Genomic DNA, 20484 nt, shown 5'->3' with positions numbered 1-20484 from the left:
TCATCTAAGCAATCAAAGCAACAGTATCTGCAAATCCATTGCCAGTTAAGTAATCAGTCATTTGCTGCAGGTTTTGATAATTAGCGTATTGAATATTGCCATCTGCATGCATAACAGCTCTTAAATAGGCAGAGTTATCTACTTTACTCCAATACACTTCTTGGAATCTATCACCGTTGTAGTCACCCACTGTCTTAAGAATCAGGTTATCGAGTTTTAGCTCATTGATAAAGGTTCTCGATCCGTCAAAGATACTATCTTTTTCTACCGTTCCATTTGCCACTAATGGATCTTGATAAATACCTACAACTCTTGTTGTTCCTCCTGCTCCATTATTAGAGTAATTAACTGTTCCAGTAACTGGATCTATAGAAGCTGTCACCCAACGACCACTCTCTTTATTCGTAAAAATTGCTTCATTAACTCCATCACTATTTATATCTAACTTCTCTTGATATTTATATACACCTGTCACATCAGTAGGAGCATCTCCAAGAAATCCATGAACATTGCCATCATAATCTTTAATCGATATAAGTTTATAAAGGCTTCCAACCTTTAGAGCATCAATTTGATTATTCAAATCATCTATTTGACCTTGTAGATCATTATCATTATTCTTTTTGTCTAAGTCCACCTAAGACTTTCCTCTGCTGGGTTGATCTTTCTACCTTTACCAAGAATCTCTGTTGACTAATCAGCTCTGTAATGGAAGTAATGCTTTTGGACAAATTTCATGCTTGTGTCGGTGTATCGAGCAAAGAAGATTCTGGCGCTTACTCCTCAAATAAATTGATGATCTGAGGAACGTTCTTTCTCTTTCCGTAGTCAATATCTGTTAGCTCCTTAACTCTCTCTGATGTCTATCCTTTCATAAGTATCCATAAGAGTTTTCACGCTATGACCAGACACTCTCGCAAGCAGAAATATATTTGTGCCTTTGAGTAAGTAGTCTTCAATAAAGGTTGATTTCTGAGCCAATATGTTCGCACGTTGATTGCCAGTGAGCAGGACGCCAATGAGAGTTGAGGGAGCTGTTCTTTGCGTCAGTTTCCTCTTCTCGCTATACGACAACTTTTACATGCATAATTGTTGCCTCATCAGTTACGCAAGGCTATAGATAATTAAGATATAGTTTGATTTGATAAGTCATCTTTTAACGCTTCGCATAGTTGTTGAGCGTTTTGGACATCAATTGGACAGAAATCTGGACACAAAAACGCTAACATTAGTATAATTGTACTAATAAGTAATCCAAGGATGAAGCGTGATGGATGGCTGAAGGAACCTAGTGGAGTATGGATATTGAGGTTTAGGTATGACTGGTCGAGCTGGGATCAGAATCCTAAAGTCATTATCGACAAAGGTAGACTTGAACGTAACGGTATACCTCTACTTAAGAGTCGTAAGAGGATGAGAAGGAATCTGGCGATAGAACTATGGAAGAACCTTTTGGCTAATGGCTGGCGAAGAATTAAGCCTCAATGGGAATAGCCATAGAGAAAAGGTTAATACCCTTACATATAACCAAGACCTACCCACCCCTATGGGGGACATTGAGTCCTCGTTCTATGCGTAAAAAGGGTTCACAAATTTATTTTGAATATTTAAGGTTATTAAATATGTCCTTTTCCACAATTCTGAATTCAATACGTACACAATATGTATTTGTATTTTTTCTATTTACACAATATTTTGAACCTACATACACATTTCTCATTCATTTAGTGAGGTAAGGTGGTGCATGTTTCTGTATAAAACATTCTCTGTTCCATTTGATTTAGGAGGAATTAAAGAGATCGTAAATATTCCTACTACTTCTTGTCGATCTAAAAATCAAAATTACATTAAAAAATAATTAAAATTGCTTTAGGAGAATATTATGATTATAAGAAAAACCTCAAAGGTTTAAAATGAAAGGCTTTGGAAAACAGAGTAAATCTAAAAAGAAAGAAATAAGCAATAAAAACAGCAACCCATCTAAAGAAAAAATAATTAATCAAGCATTAAAGTGTCATTCAGAAGGAAATATTTCAGAAGCAATAAAATATTATCAAAATTTCATAAATCAAGGATTCAAAGACCATAGGGTTTTTACTAACTATGGATTAATATTAAAAAATCTTGGTAAATTACAAGAAGCAGAAATCTCTTGTCGTAAAGCAATTGAACTGAATCCTGATTACCCAAAAGCGCATTCCAATCTAGGAAACATATTGAGAGATCTTGGCAAGTTAAAAGAAGCAGAATTATCCCAACGCAAAGCAATTGAACTCAATCCTAATTTAGCTGTGGCGCATTCCAATCTTGGAAGCATATTGAATGATCTTGGCAAGTTAAAAGAAGCAGAATTATCCCAACGCAAAGCAATTGAACTCAATCCTGATTTAGCTGTGGCGCATTACAATTTGGGAAACATATTGAGAGATCTTGGCAAATTAAAAGAAGCAGAATTATCCCAACGCAAAGTAATTGAACTCAATCCTAATTTAGCTGTGGCGCATTCCAATTTGGGAATCATATTGAGAGATCTTGGCAAATTAAAAGAAGCAGAAGCCTCAACTCGCAAAGCTATTGAAATCAAATCTGATTATTCAGAGGCGTATTCCAATCTTGGAAACATATTGAGAGATCTTGGCAACTTACAAGAAGCAGAATTGTCATATTGCAAAGCGATTGAAATCAAACCTGATTTCGCAGAAGCACATTCCAATCTGGGAATCATTTTGAAAGAACTTGGCAACTTACAAGAAGCAGAAGTCTCAACTCGCAAAGCTATTGAACTTAATCCTGAGTTCACTGAAGCATCTTTTAATCTTTCATTTTTTCAACTACTTCAAGGCGACTATAAAAATGGTTTAGAGGCCTATGAATTTAGATTTGATAAAGTAACTCTTGACTTAAAGCCAAAAATCAAAAAAGTAGATAATAGGAAATTAATTAAAGGAGAAAAGCTCTTAGTTGTTAGTGAGCAAGCTCCTGGCGACGTCATTTTTTATATGCGTTATTTATTGCCACTTAAACAACAAGGAATAGATATATCTTTCTATGCTCCAGAGAAACTACATAGCTTAATTAAGGACTCTGGCATCCATGATAATCCACTTACACGTGAAGAATCTCTTCTAAGAAAAGAAGGAGAATGGATTCCATTACTATCTTTACTTAAGTATTTTTCTGTTAGTCCGAATAATCCTGTAATTAATACTCCATATATTTCATCAACAAAACCACTAAAAGAAAAATGGAGAAAGATTCTCTCTAATGAAAAAAGACCAATCGTTGGGATTAATTGGCAAGGAAGTAAAAAGCTGGAAAAGACTTATCAAGGACGATCAATTCCTTTAGAAGAATTCTCTAAGCTTTTAGAAAAGAATGACATTACTTTCCTTTCACTCCAAAAAGGTTATGGTTCAGAACAATTGGAACAATGTTCATTTAAAAAGCATTTTGTTAGTTGTCAGAAACAGATTGATGGGATATTGGATTACTCAGAGACAGCTGCGATCATAGAAAACTGTGATTTAATTATTACGAATGACTGCTCACCAGGTCCTTTAGCGGCTGGAATGGGTAAAAAAGTTTGGTTGCTGCTGAGAGATGTTCCTTTTTGGTACTGGGGACTTACTGGCGAGCGAACATTTTGGTATCCATCAATGAGATTATTTAGACAAAAAGAGCGACATAATTGGCAAGAGGTTATGGAGAGAGTATCAATTGCACTTAGCTCGTTCAAGGATGTAGAACAAGATCTAATCTAATATTCCCGGCACTGATATCTTAGAGATAGGCAACAAGGTCCAAATTAAAAAAGATTCAACTGAAAATGCATTTCACAACTCATAGCGAGTTCAGAATCAATAAGTAAAAGCAGCATTTGAGGCGTTGTAGTCGCAAATTATTAAGAAGAAATATTTAATAGATCTTGATCACTTATAAAGGAAATATATGTGTACGTATTTTATTGTCTCTTTAATCGAAAAAAATATATGGAAAAATCAGACAAACAAGAACAAAGAAAGAATAAATTCACTGAAGCAAAAACATTCTCTGTTCCATTTGCTTTAGGAGAAATAAAAGAGAATATTACTATTACTACTAATACTTCTTCTAATCCTTCTAAAGAAAAAATAATCAATCAAGCATTTAAGTTTCATTCACAAGGAAATATTTTAGAAGCAGTAAAATATTATCAACTATTCATCAATCAAGGTTTCACTGACCACAGAGTCTTTTCTAATTATGGAATCATTTTAAACAATCTTGGCAAATCAAAAGACGCAGAAGTATCAACTCGCAAAGCAATTGAACTTAATCCTGGTGATGCAGAGGCTCATTACAATCTGGGAATTATATTGAAAGGTATTGGCAAATTACAAGACGCAGTATTGTCATATCGAAAAGCGATTGAACTTAATCCTGCTTTAGCGGATGCTCATTCCAATCTGGCAAACATTTTGAAAGACCTTGGCAAATTAAATGAGGCTGAAGTAGCTGTTCGCAAAGCGATTGAACTTAAACCTGACTTCGCAAATGCTCATTTAAATCTAGGAAATATATTAAACGAAATTGGTCGTTTAGATGAAGCTATACTTTGCTATGAGCAAGCAATTAATCTTGATAACAAACTCGACTCCGCTCTCTCTGGAATAGGGAGTATACTTCTAAAAAATGGTAATCATTCAGATGGTATTCATAAATTAAGAGAAGCTAATGGTTCCATCCGTTTTAATCCAAAAAAATCCTCCATAACTATTAATTAAATGAAGAAAATAACATTAGATTTAGGGAATAAAACTCCTAACTTTATTGGCTCCTGGTGTATAGAACCAATCTTAATTTGCGATGATCTTATCTCCTACTTTGAACTTAATATCGCCAAGCAAAAAAGTGGGTACAGTGGAAGTGGTTTAAATCCTGAGATAAAAGATAGTGTTGATATTACTATGAATCCCAAAGATATCATTCTTCCAGGACATGAGGCATTTAAAAAATATTTTGATCAACTTTTTGAATGCTATAAAAACTATGTAGAGGAATGGACTTTCTTAAACAAGATATCTGAAAAATTGGAAATTGGTTCTTTTAATTTACAAAGATATAAACCTGGTCAACATTTTAAGGAAATACATACAGAAAGATCTTCTTTAGCTACTCTTCACCGTATTTTTGCTTTTATGACATATTTAAATGATGTAGAAGAAGGAGGTTCAACATATTTCAGTCATTATGATCTTGAAATACAACCACAAAGAGGATTAACTTTGATTTGGCCTGCTGAATGGACTCACGCACATAAAGGAAACATACTTAAAGAAGGGTCAAAATATATCATTACGGGTTGGATTAATATTTTCTAATCAGTTGTTATTAACAGCATTTGATATTTAATAAGTTGATAAAAAAGACACGAAATAAACTACAAAACATAGAAATAAAATCATCATAATTAAGTAGCTATTAAAGTTAGTCTCATACGATTGAACCATTAATAATTCTAAATTCAAGGTCAGACATCATAATTGAAAGAATAATCGATTTGATAATAAGTAATTTCTGCGTAAACTCTCGTGACACTAATAAGAGGAGATTACAAATTAAAAGTTTCTCAAAGACGATATTAACTTAGAAAGATCGTAGGAAATAATTAAAAGACATCGCTACTTTATGTCACTCAAAATAAAACAACAATAATTGCAGCATTAGTAGTAAAATTGCTGAAGTTAAAAAGATTGAAAAGTATAGATGGAGCAATCTGATAAAAAAGATCAAGAAAAAAAGAAGATCACTGAAGCAAAAACATTCTCTGTTCCGTTTACTTTAGGAGAAAATAAAGAGAATATTACTATTACTACTAATACTTCTTCTAATCCTTCTAAAGAAAAAATAATCAATCAAGCATTTAAGTTTCATTCACAAGGAAATATTTTAGAAGCAGTAAAATATTATCAACTATTCATCAATCAAGGTTTCACTGACCACAGAGTCTTTTCTAATTATGGAATCATTTTAAACAATCTTGGCAAATCAAAAGACGCAGAAGTATCAACTCGCAAAGCAATTGAACTTAATCCTGGTGATGCAGAGGCTCATTACAATCTGGGAATTATATTGAAAGGTATTGGCAAATTACAAGACGCAGTATTGTCATATCGAAAAGCGATTGAACTTAATCCTGCTTTAGCGGATGCTCATTCCAATCTGGCAAACATTTTGAAAGACCTTGGCAAATTAAATGAGGCTGAAGTAGCTGTTCGCAAAGCGATTGAACTTAAACCTGATGACGCAAATGCTCATTTAAATCTAGGAGGTATTTTAAAAGATCTTGAAAAATTAAAAGACGCTGAATCATCGACTCGCAAAGCGATTGAACTCAATCCTAATTTCGCAGAGGCTCATTTAAATCTAGGAAGTATTTTAAAAGATCTAAGTATATTAAATGATGCAGAAGTATCAACTCGAAAAGCAATTGAACTCAATCCTGATTTCGCAGAGGCTTATTTAAATCTAGGAGGTATTTTAAAAGATCTTGACAAATTAAAAGACGCTGAATCATCGACTCGAAAAGCGATTGAACTTAATCCTGCTTTAGCGGATGCTCATTCCAATCTGGGAAATATTTTGAAAGACCTTGGCAAATTAAACGAGGCTGAAGTAGCTATTCGCAAAACAATTAAACTTCAATCTGATCATGCAGATGCTTATTTCATGCTCTCATTAATAGAGCTTCTAAAAGAAAATTATCAATCTGGTCTTGAGAACTATGAGTTTAGGTTCACGAAAAATGGAGCAGCGATTCCTCATGGCGTACCAAAGCTCAAAAGAATAAATCGAATAAAATTAAAAAAAGCAGACAAGCTCTTAGTTGTTAGTGAACAAGGGTTAGGAGATACGCTTCAACATATGCGCTACATTCCATATCTAAGAAATCAAGGTCTGGAAATTTCTTTTTCTGCTCAAACAAAACTACATTCATTAATCCAAGCATCAGATATTGATCAAAATCCATTAACACCAAAACAATCGACTTTAGTTTCAGAAGGTGAATGGATCCCATTATTATCTTTAGCTAGAGATTTAGAAGTAAGTCCAGAAAATCCAATCGTTACCCAACCATATATCTGTTCAACCGAAGAATTAAATAAAAAATGGAAAAACATTCTTTCGAAAGAAAAAAGACCAATCATTGGAATTAATTGGCAAGGAAATCTAGGCACTGAAAAAACTTATCAAGGACGCTCAATACCTTTAGAAAAGTTTTCAATACTTAAAGATAATAATGAAATTACATTTCTTTCACTACAAAAAGGATTTGGTTCAGAGCAATTAAATTCTTGCTCTTTTAAAAATAAATTTGTTGATTGCCAGCCACAAATTGATAGGACTTGGGATTTCCTTGAAAATGCCGCCATCATTGAAAACTGTGATTTAATTATTTCTTGTGATACCTCAATTGCTCATTTGGCAGGAGGGATGGGAAGCAAAGTTTGGTTACTGCTAAAAGATATCCCATTTTGGACTTGGGGACTGGAAAGGGAGGATACATTTTGGTATCCATCGATGAAATTGTTCCGGCAAAAAGAGCGACATAATTGGAATGAAGTGATGGAAAGAGTGTCAATCGCACTTCGCTCTTTCGAAGATGTAGAACCTAATCTCATCTAATATTTCTGATCTCTGTGTTGATGATTATGGAGAGGACAAGTTAACTGAAGTAGCTTCTAATTAAACAATACGAAGACGAATCAAGAACGGCTGAGAGGTCTCTAGAACCCTGCTTCAGTCTTGGTAATTGCTCCGACGATTTCGATCTCATCGGCCAAACGAGTCAATGGATAGACTTTTCAGCCTTGAACAAATCTATGTTTGAATCTCTCTTTTGTGTGATCAACATCGTTAGGGAGAACCTTCAAACAATCGTGAATTAGTGCTCTTGGTTGATGCCAATAGTTAATTTCCCTTTGGTGCTATGGGATCTCAGAGATATTATGCTATGTGGATGGCTTAACATTCTCACCCTGATTTTATATTCTATTTGAAAAAGGTTTTTACTAGTAGTTATCAATAGATAAAATACGACTATTCAAGTAATTTATTTTTGAGATTAATTACTTTGATTGTTTGGTTAATAATATTTTGAAGATCCTTTCTTAATGGAGAAATACGTCGTTTTGAAATTTCTAAATCGAAAGTTTGTTTATTCAACTTGACGTAATAATTGCATTTTTCAACAGTATTTAATTGCTCATAGTCACTTCTTTGGTGCGAACCTATACTTTCTTGTCTGGCTAATGCAGATAGGATTGTGGCTTCGGCAGAAATTAATGATGCTTCTAAATCAAAGACCTGAACAAGATCATCACAACTTTGATAGTCAATTCTAACATCAATGTCTTTTATAGTATTTTTGATGCCTAGAATTTTCTTTAGTCCTGATTCTAATAATTTTTTATTTTTAATCACACCACAATGCTTCCACATGACGCTATTTAATTCATGTTGCAAAGGCTTTGCTAATTCTGTACCTTTATGTATGAATTTATTTATGTGGTCATGGGCATTTTTTATTGATATATCAGATCTTACTTGTGATTTTAATTGGTTTGAATAATTAACACTAGCTATTCCAGCCCTCTTCCCGAAAATTAAAATTTCCGCGAGAGAATTACCTCCTAGACGATTTGCACCATGTAATCCACCAGCTACTTCTCCTGCGGCATATAACCCCCTGACTGATGTGCAATGCTCTTCAGGGCTTATCACAATACCTCCCATCGAATAGTGTGCTGTTGGAGCGACCTCCATTGGCTCTTTTGAGATGTCTAGCATTTGTGCATCTAAAAACTGCCTATAAATACTTGGTATTTTTTGCATTATGAAATCTTTACTCATATGACTTATATCTAGATACACACCTCCGTTAGGGGTGCCTCGCCCTTCGGCTATTTCTGTGTAATTTGCTATAGCGACTCTATCTCTAGTTGAAAGCTCCATTCTCTCTTTATCATAATTAACCATGAATCTTTCTCCTTGGTTATTTATAAGTTTTCCTCCTTCACCTCGAACTGCTTCTGTGACTAATGTTCCTGCAATTTCTTCTGGAAAAAGCATTCCTGAGGGGTGAAATTGAACCATTTCCATATCTCTTAATTCGCAACCTGCTTTGAGGCTTAAGTACAAGCCGTCTCCTGTATTCTCTTTTTTTCTAGAAGAACTTCTTTTCCATACTTTTGTATGACCTCCTGTACAAAGAATAACAGCATCAGCTAAATGCACTGTCCTTTCAGCTGTACTTGTATCGAATGACATGGCTCCAAAGCAAATCTCATCTCTTATAAGAATCTCAGTGACGTATTGGTTGTCATGAATTGGAATATTTAAAGACTCTGCTTTTTTAAGAAGTGTTTTTAAAATTGATAAACCTGTAAAATCTCCTGAGTAACAAGTTCTTCTATACGAATGAGCTCCAAAAAATCTTTGATCAAGAAGCCCATTTTTTAATTTTGCAAAATTTGCTCCCCACTGATCTATTTCTTGAACAAGTGATGGAGCTTCTTTAGCCATTATCTCAATTTGGGAGGCGTCTCCAATTCCATACCCCTCGATATAAGTATCTGCAAAATGTCGTTCCCAAGAATCTTCTTGATCGACATTTCCAAATGCGGCATTAATTCCTCCTGCGGCCAAAACAGTATGCGAATCTGTCTTTTCTCGCTTCCCAAGTACTGATACTTGAAGTCCAGCGAGTTTGACTTCAATAGCAGCTCTTAATCCTGCACCTCCACAGCCAATTACCAAAATATTTGAAATTTGAGTTGTGTGGTTATAATTAGTCATTGAATTTTCTGAAAATAATTCAAAGTTTTACTTGAGTTGGAATAGGAATTATTGATTGTTTTTAACCTTGTCTGCTCTCTAAAGAATACCTAAGATCTGAAACTAATAAAACTGATCTTCAAAATACTCTTCAATAAAAGTTCGCACTGAATTCCTTGTTCTGACTATTGTTGGATCATTTGTGAAAAAGCTAATAAATATGCCTTCTCAACTATCTCGAAGTGATGTTTCAATTAATAACTATAAAGCTTTCCTTGCAGAAGCTTCAATCCTTAAGAAGCCTTTTTCAGAGGCAGGCCACTTGTTTGCAGAGATAGAACTTCTTCCAAGACCTGTATGGTTTAAAGGAAGTAGGGATAGAGGCTTGAGAGGAAATCTTGCAGCATAAAAACTAGTTGCTTAATAGAATAAAATTTTAATGATTGATAAACTCATGCATTATCAAGCAGATTAAAACACCAGTCCATATCCCTTTGAAAAGTGTTGGATAATTGACTTGGGTTATATTTTTCTCAATTGTCATCTGACTTAGATCTTTATTCATATTGAGAAACGTTTTATTTTATTATTTAGTCATTTTACTTACTTGCTTAATAAATAAATACTATTAATAAATACATAGCTTAGTCTAAATTGATACTTCCTGGAAAAACAAAAATTAACTTCTTTTAATAATCTGTAGTGATAAAAAGTATTACACTTTGACTTTAAATTTTAGCTAGAGATAAGAGTTGCCTTTCTGACTATGCTTTTCGATAAAGTTACACGCTGATGAGTATTTCATTACGCACAATAGCAAAATTTGTTATGACGACACTATAAAAAAAAAGTTATGAATAAATAACTTCGACTTCAAGAAAAAAAATGAGCACTTTTAACGATTTTCAAAAAATGATAAATAGTTTGAATGAAGAGAATTTATCAGAACTTTGTGAAGAATTCCTTACTAATCATGAGGCTGCGATGAATATATTACTTAAATATTGTGGTGATTTTGGATTGATATTTGATGTTCAAGAAATTAAGGATAATATGACGATTATGCATAAGAATGGTGACTTTGATAATATTGTATGTTTTGGAATTGAATTATCAGAAAATCAATTATATAAGAAGTTTCATCCTTCTTGAATAGTTTTCATGACTATCCTCAATCTTTTTTTTACTTCTCATTATTATTGCTTATTATATTTTCAGCTACAGAAATATTTTCCTTAGTACTATGTTTTTCTTCAAGATTTTGACTTTTACTATTTAGAAAATTATTATACATTTCTATGTCATTTTTTCACTTTTATTTTGCTTAATTTAGCCTTTTAGCTCTTGATTTATTTCAAATATTTAGTGAATTTATTATTTAATCTTTAAGTCATATTCAATATTTATTGTAGATTCTTTATCTAAAGGATAAAAACTTGAACTAAGAGCTGCATTTTTTGCAGCATTATCAATTGATTCAATTCCACTGACAGTAATTAATTTTGCTTTTTTAACTTTACCATTTTTATTTATCCACACTTTTACTATTGGAGTTCCCTCTTCTCCCCTTCTTAATGCAATTGGAGGATATTTAGGACGAATACATTCTAGACATGCGATTTTTATCTTTCTAGAATCTAAGACTGAATCTTTTTCTGGCTCATTATTTATTACTCCAGCTTTAGATGCACTACCTATTTTCTCCTTTCTGAAAGATTGTTCTTGTGTGCTTGTAGTTTTAGTTTTTCCTTTATCCCGCTTTTTTTTGTTTTCTATAGTCTTATTATTTAATTTGAGTTTATCTTGAGTTGATTTCAGTCCATCTAAAGATTGCCTAGTTGAATCTTCTACTTCGCCTGGATCAATTAAATTATCAATTATTTCTACTGGAACAATCTTTGCCTCTATAGTTATATCCTTTTCTTTGGCTGTATGTAAAAGCATGAACATATGGATCAATATTGATAGAAGAATGTAGTAACTAATCTTGAATCTATTCATTTCTCTCGGGTATTACAGATTGGTTTAGCTTTCTTTGAATAGTATTATCATAGAAATGTTTGGTATAAGTCTTCTTGATAGATCTTTTTAAATCTGGTGGTATAGTTATGTGGCCACTATTGATGATTTCGATCATTTCATTAGCATGTATATTTGAACGACTTTCATTTTGGAAAGAGTCGATTATAAAAAATGATAAGCAACTAAACCTTACTGTTGAAAAATATTCAACTATTAATTCCACTAATTATTTCAAGAAAGAAAATTCTGTTTTCATTCCCCTTGAGAGAGTATTAGTAGATACATTGAAATTGATTGATCATAGTATTTTAGATGATAGAAAAAGTATTGATATTAAACTTGCTTTAGAAATATCAATTCATGCAATGCAATCTGAATTAGGAAAATTTAGCAACTTATTCTCTACAATTATTACTGTTTCTCCTTTGCTTGGCCTATTGGGAACAGTTTTGGGACTTATAGATTCTTTCTCATATATAAGGTTGGGAGATGCTGGTGTTAATGCTCTAGAAGTTACTGGGGGAATAAGTGAGGCATTGATTTCCACTGCTACTGGACTAATAGTTGCTATTATGACACTTGTTTTTTCTAATTATTTTAATAGTTTATGGAAGAAACAAAATTCAATTCTAAATCAGTATTGTGGTAAATTCGAAATTCTATATAGAAAAAATAATTTTTAGTGAATTAAAATAATGCTTTATCTTAAAGAAGAGGATATTAATAAAAAAAATAAAATTGATATCTTACCAATGATAGATATAATCTTTGCTATTTTAGCTTTTTTAATAATTTCTAGTCTTTATTTGACTCGTGTTGATACTATTGATGTTGATTTACCAAAGGCAAGTAATTCTATCAAGCAGAATAATAAGTTTGTCAATATATCAATTGATAAGTTGGGTAATATATTTATAAATAAGGAAAGCATTAAATTTGAAGACTTAAAAGTAAAAGTAGTTAATTTGATTGATGAAACCCAGAATCTTATTGTTTTGAATGCAGATAAAAATATTTCACATGGTTATATAATTGATGTGTTAGATGTGCTTAGAAGTATTGATGATTTGAAAATAGCAATTTCTACAAGGTCAGTGAACTAGTTGAATTCTATGCCTTAAGTTTTATCATTGAAAATTTACAAGATAAGTTTGAGTGAATTTGAACATATTCGTTAACCCCCTTCAATCAGATAGCTAAAGAATGGATAACGATGTTCATGAAACTTCTGGAAGCATTGATTTTGAAAATTCAGATTAACATCTATAAATATTTGAGAGAATATCGGTGAGTCATAAGCCATATATTGATGAGTTATAGCTGATGCTAAGACCGGTTTAATGATCCGATCTAAAAGCCTTAATGAATTTGATCAAGTTGCTATTAGTCAAGAATGCAGAGAGTGGTTACATGATGGCGTAAGTTTTGATGAGGTATTGAGTTTAGAAACCCTAAAAAATCAATTATAAGCAGGTAATATTCATGCTGCAATTTTCTCAATATCTAATAGTTTAGCAATATCACTATCTACAACATCGCCTTCTTCTTTCCTTTTGACGAATTTATCAAAGTCAATCACATTATAACTTTTTCTCTTGATATCAGCACTTTTATTTAAGTAATCGAGCGAGACTAGAAATACAGGAATAACGCAGAATGGAATAACTAAGATGTAGAACTCTAAAGGCATTTGAATTTATATTGATAAACTAAGCTTTACCTAAGTAGTTGATGATCGCAATAGGGGCGAAGAGTGATTTTATGCTTTCAATATAAGTTTTTAGATTTTAGCTATTTAATGATTTTGTATAATCATTAGTTTTAACTGAGGATCCCAAGCAGCATTTATGCTGAGCCTGTTAAGCAGCTTGATCCTCCAGTCGACCATATCGATATCTCATCATATCTATAACTTGATCCTTTGTACTCCATGTTTTAATTCGATCCTTAATGGTAAGTAGTTCTGATTCAGTTAGTTCAAGACGTGCTTTTTTTGGGTGTGTCATTTAATTAAATACTCGTGGCGGTGCTGATGGTGATTCGCAAGCACAGAAAACAGAAAAGAGTAACCATTAAGCCTCACAAGTTATGCTTGGATGAATTGATTTTCACATGTCTGTATAGGTTGTCAATTCCCTCCGTGAAGGAAGCGACAACTACTCGTAGAGGTCTCGTACGTTATAGATCCAATCCAATCATCTTCGGTTCTTGCATCTCACTCATTAAAGTTAATCTCATAGATTGTGACCGGTATTTTTCTCTAAAGGACTATATATTAAGCAACTTTAGGATCTTCCTTTTCTTGTAATACCTTCTTGACCTTCGAATACTTTCTCCCAATCTTGTATTGCCTATGGAATAGATTTAACTGGTTGCTGTCATCATTCGAGGCTTTAGTCTTTATCTCTGCTATTGGTTTAGTTATTTGACTCCATACAAAAAGCATAGCAAGTGCAGATACAAGTAATGGAAGATAAGCTTTAATTAAGCTAACGACTACTAGAGTAGTTATAAAACAAAGAGAAAAAAGAGTCCATTTAGGAATTCTATTATCTGCTTGCTTTCTCTTTTTTGATTTTGAAGAAGGAATGATAGGCAGATCAGTAGTCATTCGTTATTGAGCTGTAGGTGTATTGGCTTAGAGGATGTAGTAATTGTTTTGGCTGTTGTAATAATTATTTGTTCTTACAATCAGTCTTATTTGATAGTCTTACTTCTGTTCGATTCAAATAGTTTAAAATTTTTAGACCATAGTGATATTGAAAATACGGAGTTTGGTAATGACACAGAGGTTATATTCTAACTAGATAATTTTTAACAAATTCAATCGAGCTTGTAAATGTTTTTGGATGAATCGTCCATTGATTGAAGATATAAAAACTTTTAAAACCGACTAGTTCATTATTATGATAGTTGTTTTAATGAGTCAGCGTTGTCTATTCCTTGATGACTAATGATATGATACAAAAAATAAATAAAGGATTCACTAGTTCAAATTTAAAAGATAATCTTGTGTAGGAGGCCTTTGTTCTCAACTGACTCTAAAAGCTAAAACCACTTTTGAGCTTCTGCCAATCTATTGAGTTGCCCTAACTAATAAGAAACTATCTCTTGAAGTTTAAGACCTTAGCGTAATCGAAAGGCATAAATTTTATTGAAATTTTTTTCTAAAGGTAGATGTATTAATAAATGAATAGCATTTTTTGTGGAATAAGTTTTCTTTTTTGTATGTATTTTATCCATTCTTAATATTTTGACTTATCGCTAACTGATCTCCTATTTTGACTTTGTCAGTCTTTTTTAGCATATGACATACAACTTTTGATTTGGTTTCCTTTACAGGTTGATGGAATACCATTTGTTACATCTAGCTAATATAAAATATCTTCTTGGATCGCTTTCTAAACTTCGAATCTCTAAACTATGAGTGATTTGAAATTAATTATTGATCAATTTCTTTTACTCTACATTATAATCTACTCACTCCCTCCCTTTGCAAAATGGAAAATACAGAGAGGAGAAGTATTATTTCTAATATATGTATATGAAATATTTCCGTACAAAAAAATCCTTGAGAATCTTAGGTTTTATCGCATCTCTTATTAGCGCTTTATTGATTGGTCTCTTGATTAGTATTAATTTTATTGTTAATCCTATTATTTATTGGATTGCATCTACTGAAGGAGCTAGAATATTTTTAGGTTGTATATTGTCTTGGTTAGGAGTGTCGAAATTATTTGATTTGTATTATAAGCGTTATAAGCGTAGGAAAAAACTTCGAAAATTTAATGCTCTTAACGTACCTTATCCACGCACTTTTAGTGGTAGGAAATAACAAAAATATAAATCTTTCATGAGGAATTAATCTTGGTTAAATTCGGTTTAGAGTTTATATTAATTAGTTTTTAAACCTATTAAACTAGTATTGTTTGAAAAAAATGAGTAATTAATAAATAGGGTTTTGACTTGGTAACTATTAATATGGCTACGTATTAGCGTCATATAGTTTATTGATCAGGCGAATTTGAGAAGGTATAGATAAGAAACTAAAAACTAAGCTGAGCTAAATTATTTTTTTTCAACATCTGACCCTAACGCCTGAGTAAGTTTCATTTCTTGTTTTGAAGAAGGCTGTGAAAATATATATAGATTGTAGAAGGGAATAAATGAACAAAATGTCCATAAAACTAAGTTTTCTTTACCAATATCTCTAAGTCTTCTTACTAATAAGGCTAAAAACACTAGAAATGAAGGAATACTATATATATAACTCCACTCATATCCTTCAGCGATTGAATAAAAATCATTTGGATCATTAACTAAACTGTTGTTAGATAATATTGAAACTAAAGCTCCTATTAGTCCATCAAGTATAAAAAAGTGCCAAAATGGGATTCTACTTGTTTTGTCTTTGTAATTAAAAATCTGACTCCAAGCCAGAAAGTAATTTGAAAGAACTCTCTCTAAAAAATTCATACTTATTCTCATGTGTATTTACAATTATGTAAGATCTTACTCATAAAAGGCTCTATGAGTTTTTCTTCTTATAAAAGATAATAATGAATCAAATTTTTCTCATGGCATTATATTTCTTACTTATGTCTCCGATGGCTGTTAATTCTGATGATCGAATTTATGAAACTAAGAATATTTGTGGTCGATATTATGCAGTGGAACTTAACGGTGGAGATGCAGCAAGGTTATTAGGCTTAAAAGATTCTGGTAGAGTTAGCTCAAGAGTTGAGCAGTACTGTAATTTCTTTCGCTAAATTCTCTGATTACGTTTTTCATTCCTGCGTCCAAACCCAATATTCAGTAGTTGATTAATTGTTGATGGATAAATTGTTAGCTATTTAGCTAATAATAGAATTTACTTATAAGTTCGTGTTAGGTTTCCAGTCTTTCTCTTCATTATGTAAAAAACCTGTCAATAAATTTTCAATATGAAAATTAAGTTATGCGCCTTTTAAAAATTTTATGATCAAGAGTTGTATAAGATCTAGAGGCTAAAGGGGTATTATTTCATAGGGAGCTTTAGTTTTGGATTTGAGGACCTAACCTGTGTTGATTAGTCTTGTTAATGCTTCAACAGACTTTGGAATAAAAAATCTTTTTAGAAATTTAGATCTTCACATAAATAAGAAGGAGAGACTTGGTTTGATTGGTCCAAATGGATCTGGTAAGTCAACACTTTTGAGAGTCCTTGCAGGAATTGAACCTTTGATGGAGGGAGAAAGGAGATGTTTATCATCTTTGCGGATATCTCTAGTAGGGCAAGAGACAAGGTACGACAGTGAAAAAAGTATTTTGGAAGAAGTTCTGGAAGGGTGTGGCGAAAAAAGAAAATTATTACTTAATTTCAGTAAGCTAAGTAGAAAAATCGCTGAAAATCCAAAAGATGAACGTCTTTTGAAAAAACTAGGTCAGGCGAGTGAACTTATGGATGCTACTGGGGCATGGAATTTAGAACAGCAATGCCAAGATATTCTAAGAAGACTAGGTATAAAAGATTTAGACAAGCCAGTAAAAGATCTTTCTGGTGGTTACCGCAAAAGAGTAGGACTGGCGGCTGCACTTGTCTCTAAACCTGACGTCTTACTTCTTGATGAACCTACCAATCACCTAGATGCATCTGCAGTGGAATGGCTTCAAAATTGGTTAGACCATTATGAGGGAGCTCTTGTTTTGATAACTCACGATAGATATGTGCTTGATCGCATTACTACTAGGATGGTCGAAATCAATAATGGAGAAGCTCGCAAGTATTTGGGAAATTATCGTCAATTTCTTCAACAAAAAGTTGAACAAGAACAATCAGAGGCATCTACAAAGAAAAAATTTCAAGGTGTTTTAAGAAAGGAATTAGCTTGGTTAAGGCAAGGTCCTAAAGCAAGAAGTACAAAACAAAAAGCACGTATTCAAAGGATTGCCGAAATGCAAGCGAAACCTAAAAATCATGTCAAAGCTAAATTAGAAATGAATTCATTGAGTAGAAGAATTGGAAAAATCGCAATTGAAGCTGAAGGTGTAGGACTCTCTTTAAATGATAAAGAGAATAATTTGGATCTTTTATATGATTTCACTTATAGCTTTAGTCCAGAGGATCGAGTAGGTATTATTGGTCCAAATGGAAGTGGTAAATCGACTCTTTTAGATCTAATTGCAGGTAAAAGATTGCCTACTAGTGGGGAAATAAAACTTGGAGAAACTGTTCATATTGGCTATCTCGATCAACATACAAATGATTTAAATCAAGGGAGTGGCTTAAGCCGCAAAGTTATCGAATTCGTGGAGGAATCTGCATTACGAATAGATCATGGAGGAAAACAAATTACCGCATCACAACTCTTAGAAAAATTCCTGTTTCCACCCAGTCAACAACATAGTCCTCTACTTAAACTTTCAGGAGGAGAAAAAAGAAGACTTGCCCTCTGTAAAATGCTGATACAAGCGCCCAATGTATTGTTGCTTGATGAACCTACTAATGATTTAGATATACAAACACTAAGCGTGTTAGAAGATTTTCTTGAGGACTTCAAAGGTTGTGTCGTAGTTGTATCGCATGATAGATATTTTCTTGATCGAACAATTGATCGAATTTTTAATTTTGAGAATGGTCACTTGCGAAGATATGAAGGTAATTACTCTCGATTCCTAGAACAAAAAATGTTACAGGAGCGAAATAATGAAACAAAAGAACGAGATAAGATAGTTAATAATTCACAAAACAAGCGTGGATCAGAAATAAAATCAAATCCTAAAAATAATAAGAGAAAATTAAGTTTTAAAGAAGCTAGAGAATTAAAAGAACTCGATCTAAAATTACCTATGTTAGAAAAACAGAAAATATATTTAGAAAAAAAAATAATTGATAGTGATGTAGACATTAGTGAAACCAGTCTTCGATTAGCAGAGCTAATTGAATCTATTCAGGAGTATGAGGATAGATGGATTGAACTAAGTGAGTTATCTGAGGCAGCCAAGTAACAACGTAATTTTTTTGTGGCGTAGAAAAACAGATAGAGACCAAGTCGTTATTATTGACATGTTTGAGTATAAATACTATAAAGGAGTTGCAGTTTTTGCTACCCAATTGTTCGATCTGCCTACGTAGATCGCAGTTCGAGTCAAGCCACAGGACGGGAGCTTGAGCGCTTTCAAGGAGTCTGTACTATGGTCAATGTGTATTTCAATGGAAGATCTTCGTATATTGTAATTCAGCTTCAAAGCCTCAGATAAAGCTTACTTATAGGGGATTAAATTATTCAAGATAAATTCATACCTCTAATAATTTAATGCATCTCAAGATATCCATATTTTAGGATAAGATTGTATTATTTTTATGACTATTCAAGTTAGCTGAATTAGTTAAATCAGTGCAGTTATGTTTTTATAAATTTTAAATGACTCGTTTTTGTAGTTATTAATACAAGACAAAAAAAATTATGTTTGTCTTTATTTCGCTAGCCTTAGAATTGTGGCATAGAAAAATCCCTCACAAGAATAAGAGATGCTATCGTCCTTGAAAATTTGTGATTTGTCGCTTTTAGCTATAATAATTTTATGTACACAGATTATTTGTGAAGTTGATTAAATGGCATAAATCATTTGTTGAACGTGCTCAAAAAGAAATGGGGATATCCAACTACGCCCTTTATTGGTTTGGTTTCCTTGAGGGCGCTTTAGTTATGTGGTTACTTATGAAAGTTATTTCTGCCTTATGGATAACATCTGAGTTTCCTTTTTAATAAAGATGTTTTTAATAGATGAATTATGGAGTTTCTAAAAAAAATCCCTCCAAATATTTATCTAATTTTTTCTTTGATTTTCATAACAATAGCTATTGCAATTCTTTTTTTAGGGAAATTTGCTTTTTCCATCATTTTTTTGCTAATAGGACTTATTTCATTAATAGCATGGACTTTTTCTGGATTATTCGAAGAAACTAAAAATACATAGATGCTTCATTAAACTTAGATATAAGGATATGGTTGACAACAAATTCTCATGATTACAGTATCCATTAGGTGCTTGTTTTCCTTTTGAATGAATTTATTCTGATAAAAGTTAGATTATCTTTCAGTTGAAAATGGTTATTGATCCAGAAGTAATTCCCCCTTCAAGTAATAAAGGGAGCAGAGCAGGTAGATATGTTCCGAAATGGGCAATTTATAGCTCTGCCGGGATAGGGGTTTTGGTTCTAGTTGGGTTAATTAAAACCCTTCTCCCTTTAATTGGAATGGCTTTTTTATTGGCATTCATCTGGACGCAATCAACAACTAACCTAAGATACTGAGAATTCTGTTCTCCAATAATTAAAGTTGTTCTCCAGGTAACGCTTGAGTTATCTCCCTATGATGAAATGGTGAACAGAGGGAACCGTTCTATAGAGAATGTAAATAATAAGAACTAGTAAATTCCCTCCAACAACGGCCGCTCCAGCAGCAAAATTTCCTTCTTTGGTGGTGTAATCCCACTTTGGCTCGTTATCTGTCATGGTTGAATTATTAATCACTTTATTATTGCCATTTATCCAAAGCGTTCAACAAATATAACTAATAAAAGAATAAAGAAACTCCTAATTTTTTCGAAATTCAAAATATAATCCAATTTTCTTCAATGGGAAAGAGATCTATATAAAAGGGT

The 20484-nt window shown here is 32.6% G+C and carries 22 protein-coding genes; 14 read left to right on the top strand and 8 right to left on the bottom strand.

Annotated elements, in window-relative coordinates; translation table 11 throughout:
- Positions 1 to 4 precede the first annotated feature (4 nt).
- Positions 5 to 637: a hypothetical protein gene (locus tag O5633_RS06255; protein ID WP_269608781.1), complete on the bottom strand. Its 633-nt coding sequence runs from the start codon at positions 635 to 637 to the stop codon at positions 5 to 7.
- Positions 638 to 1260: 623 nt separating this feature from the next.
- On the opposite strand from O5633_RS06255, the gene O5633_RS06250 reads away from it, so the two are divergent.
- The 5 genes from O5633_RS06250 to O5633_RS06230 all read left to right on the top strand — a co-directional run bounded on the left by O5633_RS06250 (position 1261) and on the right by O5633_RS06230 (position 7665).
- Entirely contained in the window at positions 1261 to 1494 is a 234-nt protein-coding gene (locus O5633_RS06250; protein WP_269608780.1) for a DUF1651 domain-containing protein, read from the top strand.
- 419 nt (positions 1495 to 1913) lie between these two features.
- Entirely contained in the window at positions 1914 to 3761 is a 1848-nt protein-coding gene (locus tag O5633_RS06245) for a tetratricopeptide repeat protein (RefSeq protein ID WP_269611283.1), read from the top strand.
- A gap of 228 nt (positions 3762 to 3989) precedes the next feature.
- On the top strand, positions 3990 to 4763 hold the full coding sequence (locus O5633_RS06240; protein WP_269611282.1) for a tetratricopeptide repeat protein: 774 nt from the start codon (positions 3990 to 3992) through the stop codon (positions 4761 to 4763).
- A complete protein-coding gene (locus tag O5633_RS06235; protein ID WP_269611120.1) occupies positions 4764 to 5360 on the top strand; it encodes a 2OG-Fe(II) oxygenase in 597 nt (198 codons plus the stop codon).
- Between the two features lie 385 nt (positions 5361 to 5745).
- Positions 5746 to 7665 carry a tetratricopeptide repeat protein gene (locus tag O5633_RS06230; RefSeq protein ID WP_269611281.1) on the top strand — a complete coding sequence of 640 codons (1920 nt, stop codon included), beginning with the start codon at positions 5746 to 5748 and terminating at the stop codon, positions 7663 to 7665.
- Positions 7666 to 8079: 414 nt separating this feature from the next.
- Here O5633_RS06230 and O5633_RS06225 read toward each other — a convergent pair whose 3' ends face one another.
- Positions 8080 to 9837, bottom strand: coding sequence for an FAD-dependent oxidoreductase (locus O5633_RS06225; protein WP_269611279.1), 1758 nt, complete (start codon positions 9835 to 9837; stop codon positions 8080 to 8082).
- A 199-nt stretch (positions 9838 to 10036) separates the two neighbouring features.
- Here O5633_RS06225 and O5633_RS06220 point away from each other — a divergent pair, with 199 nt between their 5' ends.
- A complete protein-coding gene (locus O5633_RS06220; protein ID WP_269611278.1) occupies positions 10037 to 10225 on the top strand; it encodes a hypothetical protein in 189 nt (62 codons plus the stop codon).
- A 476-nt stretch (positions 10226 to 10701) separates the two neighbouring features.
- On the top strand, positions 10702 to 10968 hold the full coding sequence (locus O5633_RS06215; RefSeq protein ID WP_269611277.1) for a hypothetical protein: 267 nt from the start codon (positions 10702 to 10704) through the stop codon (positions 10966 to 10968).
- A 222-nt stretch (positions 10969 to 11190) separates the two neighbouring features.
- Here the strand turns inward: O5633_RS06215 and O5633_RS06210 are convergent, their stop codons facing one another.
- Positions 11191 to 11817 carry an energy transducer TonB gene (locus O5633_RS06210; protein WP_269611276.1) on the bottom strand — a complete coding sequence of 209 codons (627 nt, stop codon included), beginning with the start codon at positions 11815 to 11817 and terminating at the stop codon, positions 11191 to 11193.
- 74 nt (positions 11818 to 11891) lie between these two features.
- Between O5633_RS06210 and O5633_RS06205 the strand changes: the two genes are divergently transcribed.
- The 3 genes from O5633_RS06205 to O5633_RS06195 all read left to right on the top strand — a co-directional run bounded on the left by O5633_RS06205 (position 11892) and on the right by O5633_RS06195 (position 13307).
- Complete coding sequence (locus O5633_RS06205) at positions 11892 to 12521, top strand: MotA/TolQ/ExbB proton channel family protein (RefSeq protein ID WP_269611275.1); 630 nt, start codon at positions 11892 to 11894, stop codon at positions 12519 to 12521.
- Positions 12522 to 12533: 12 nt separating this feature from the next.
- On the top strand, positions 12534 to 12941 hold the full coding sequence (locus O5633_RS06200; protein WP_269611274.1) for an ExbD/TolR family protein: 408 nt from the start codon (positions 12534 to 12536) through the stop codon (positions 12939 to 12941).
- A 237-nt stretch (positions 12942 to 13178) separates the two neighbouring features.
- On the top strand, positions 13179 to 13307 hold the full coding sequence (locus O5633_RS06195; protein WP_269611273.1) for a hypothetical protein: 129 nt from the start codon (positions 13179 to 13181) through the stop codon (positions 13305 to 13307).
- Between the two features lie 11 nt (positions 13308 to 13318).
- Here O5633_RS06195 and O5633_RS06190 read toward each other — a convergent pair whose 3' ends face one another.
- From O5633_RS06190 to O5633_RS06175, 4 genes are all read right to left on the bottom strand, one after another.
- Entirely contained in the window at positions 13319 to 13528 is a 210-nt protein-coding gene (locus tag O5633_RS06190; RefSeq protein WP_269611272.1) for a hypothetical protein, read from the bottom strand.
- A gap of 169 nt (positions 13529 to 13697) precedes the next feature.
- Positions 13698 to 13844 (bottom strand): hypothetical protein, encoded by a 147-nt coding sequence (locus tag O5633_RS06185; RefSeq protein ID WP_269611270.1) that lies wholly within the window; start codon positions 13842 to 13844, stop codon positions 13698 to 13700.
- A 269-nt stretch (positions 13845 to 14113) separates the two neighbouring features.
- Positions 14114 to 14449 carry a hypothetical protein gene (locus O5633_RS06180; RefSeq protein ID WP_269611269.1) on the bottom strand — a complete coding sequence of 112 codons (336 nt, stop codon included), beginning with the start codon at positions 14447 to 14449 and terminating at the stop codon, positions 14114 to 14116.
- 1457 nt (positions 14450 to 15906) lie between these two features.
- Complete coding sequence (locus O5633_RS06175; protein ID WP_269611268.1) at positions 15907 to 16314, bottom strand: DUF805 domain-containing protein; 408 nt, start codon at positions 16312 to 16314, stop codon at positions 15907 to 15909.
- A gap of 83 nt (positions 16315 to 16397) precedes the next feature.
- On the opposite strand from O5633_RS06175, the gene O5633_RS06170 reads away from it, so the two are divergent.
- From O5633_RS06170 to O5633_RS06155, 4 genes are all read left to right on the top strand, one after another.
- Positions 16398 to 16607, top strand: coding sequence for a hypothetical protein (locus O5633_RS06170; protein ID WP_269611266.1), 210 nt, complete (start codon positions 16398 to 16400; stop codon positions 16605 to 16607).
- Positions 16608 to 16899: 292 nt separating this feature from the next.
- Complete coding sequence (locus tag O5633_RS06165) at positions 16900 to 18825, top strand: ABC-F family ATP-binding cassette domain-containing protein (protein ID WP_269611264.1); 1926 nt, start codon at positions 16900 to 16902, stop codon at positions 18823 to 18825.
- A 593-nt stretch (positions 18826 to 19418) separates the two neighbouring features.
- Positions 19419 to 19586, top strand: a complete 168-nt coding sequence (locus O5633_RS06160) for a hypothetical protein (RefSeq protein WP_269611262.1) — start codon at positions 19419 to 19421, stop codon at positions 19584 to 19586.
- Between the two features lie 341 nt (positions 19587 to 19927).
- Positions 19928 to 20134, top strand: coding sequence for a hypothetical protein (locus tag O5633_RS06155; protein WP_269611261.1), 207 nt, complete (start codon positions 19928 to 19930; stop codon positions 20132 to 20134).
- 48 nt (positions 20135 to 20182) lie between these two features.
- Here the strand turns inward: O5633_RS06155 and O5633_RS06150 are convergent, their stop codons facing one another.
- Positions 20183 to 20353 carry a hypothetical protein gene (locus O5633_RS06150; RefSeq protein WP_269606777.1) on the bottom strand — a complete coding sequence of 57 codons (171 nt, stop codon included), beginning with the start codon at positions 20351 to 20353 and terminating at the stop codon, positions 20183 to 20185.
- Between the last annotated feature and the right edge of the window lie 131 nt (positions 20354 to 20484).

It is taken from the genome of Prochlorococcus marinus str. MIT 1013 (assembly GCF_027359395.1).
Classification (GTDB): Bacteria; Cyanobacteriota; Cyanobacteriia; order PCC-6307; family Cyanobiaceae; genus Prochlorococcus_B; species Prochlorococcus_B marinus_E.
The sequence above is the reverse complement of the archived record's forward strand: the minus strand, read 5'-3'. Positions and strand labels throughout refer to the sequence as shown.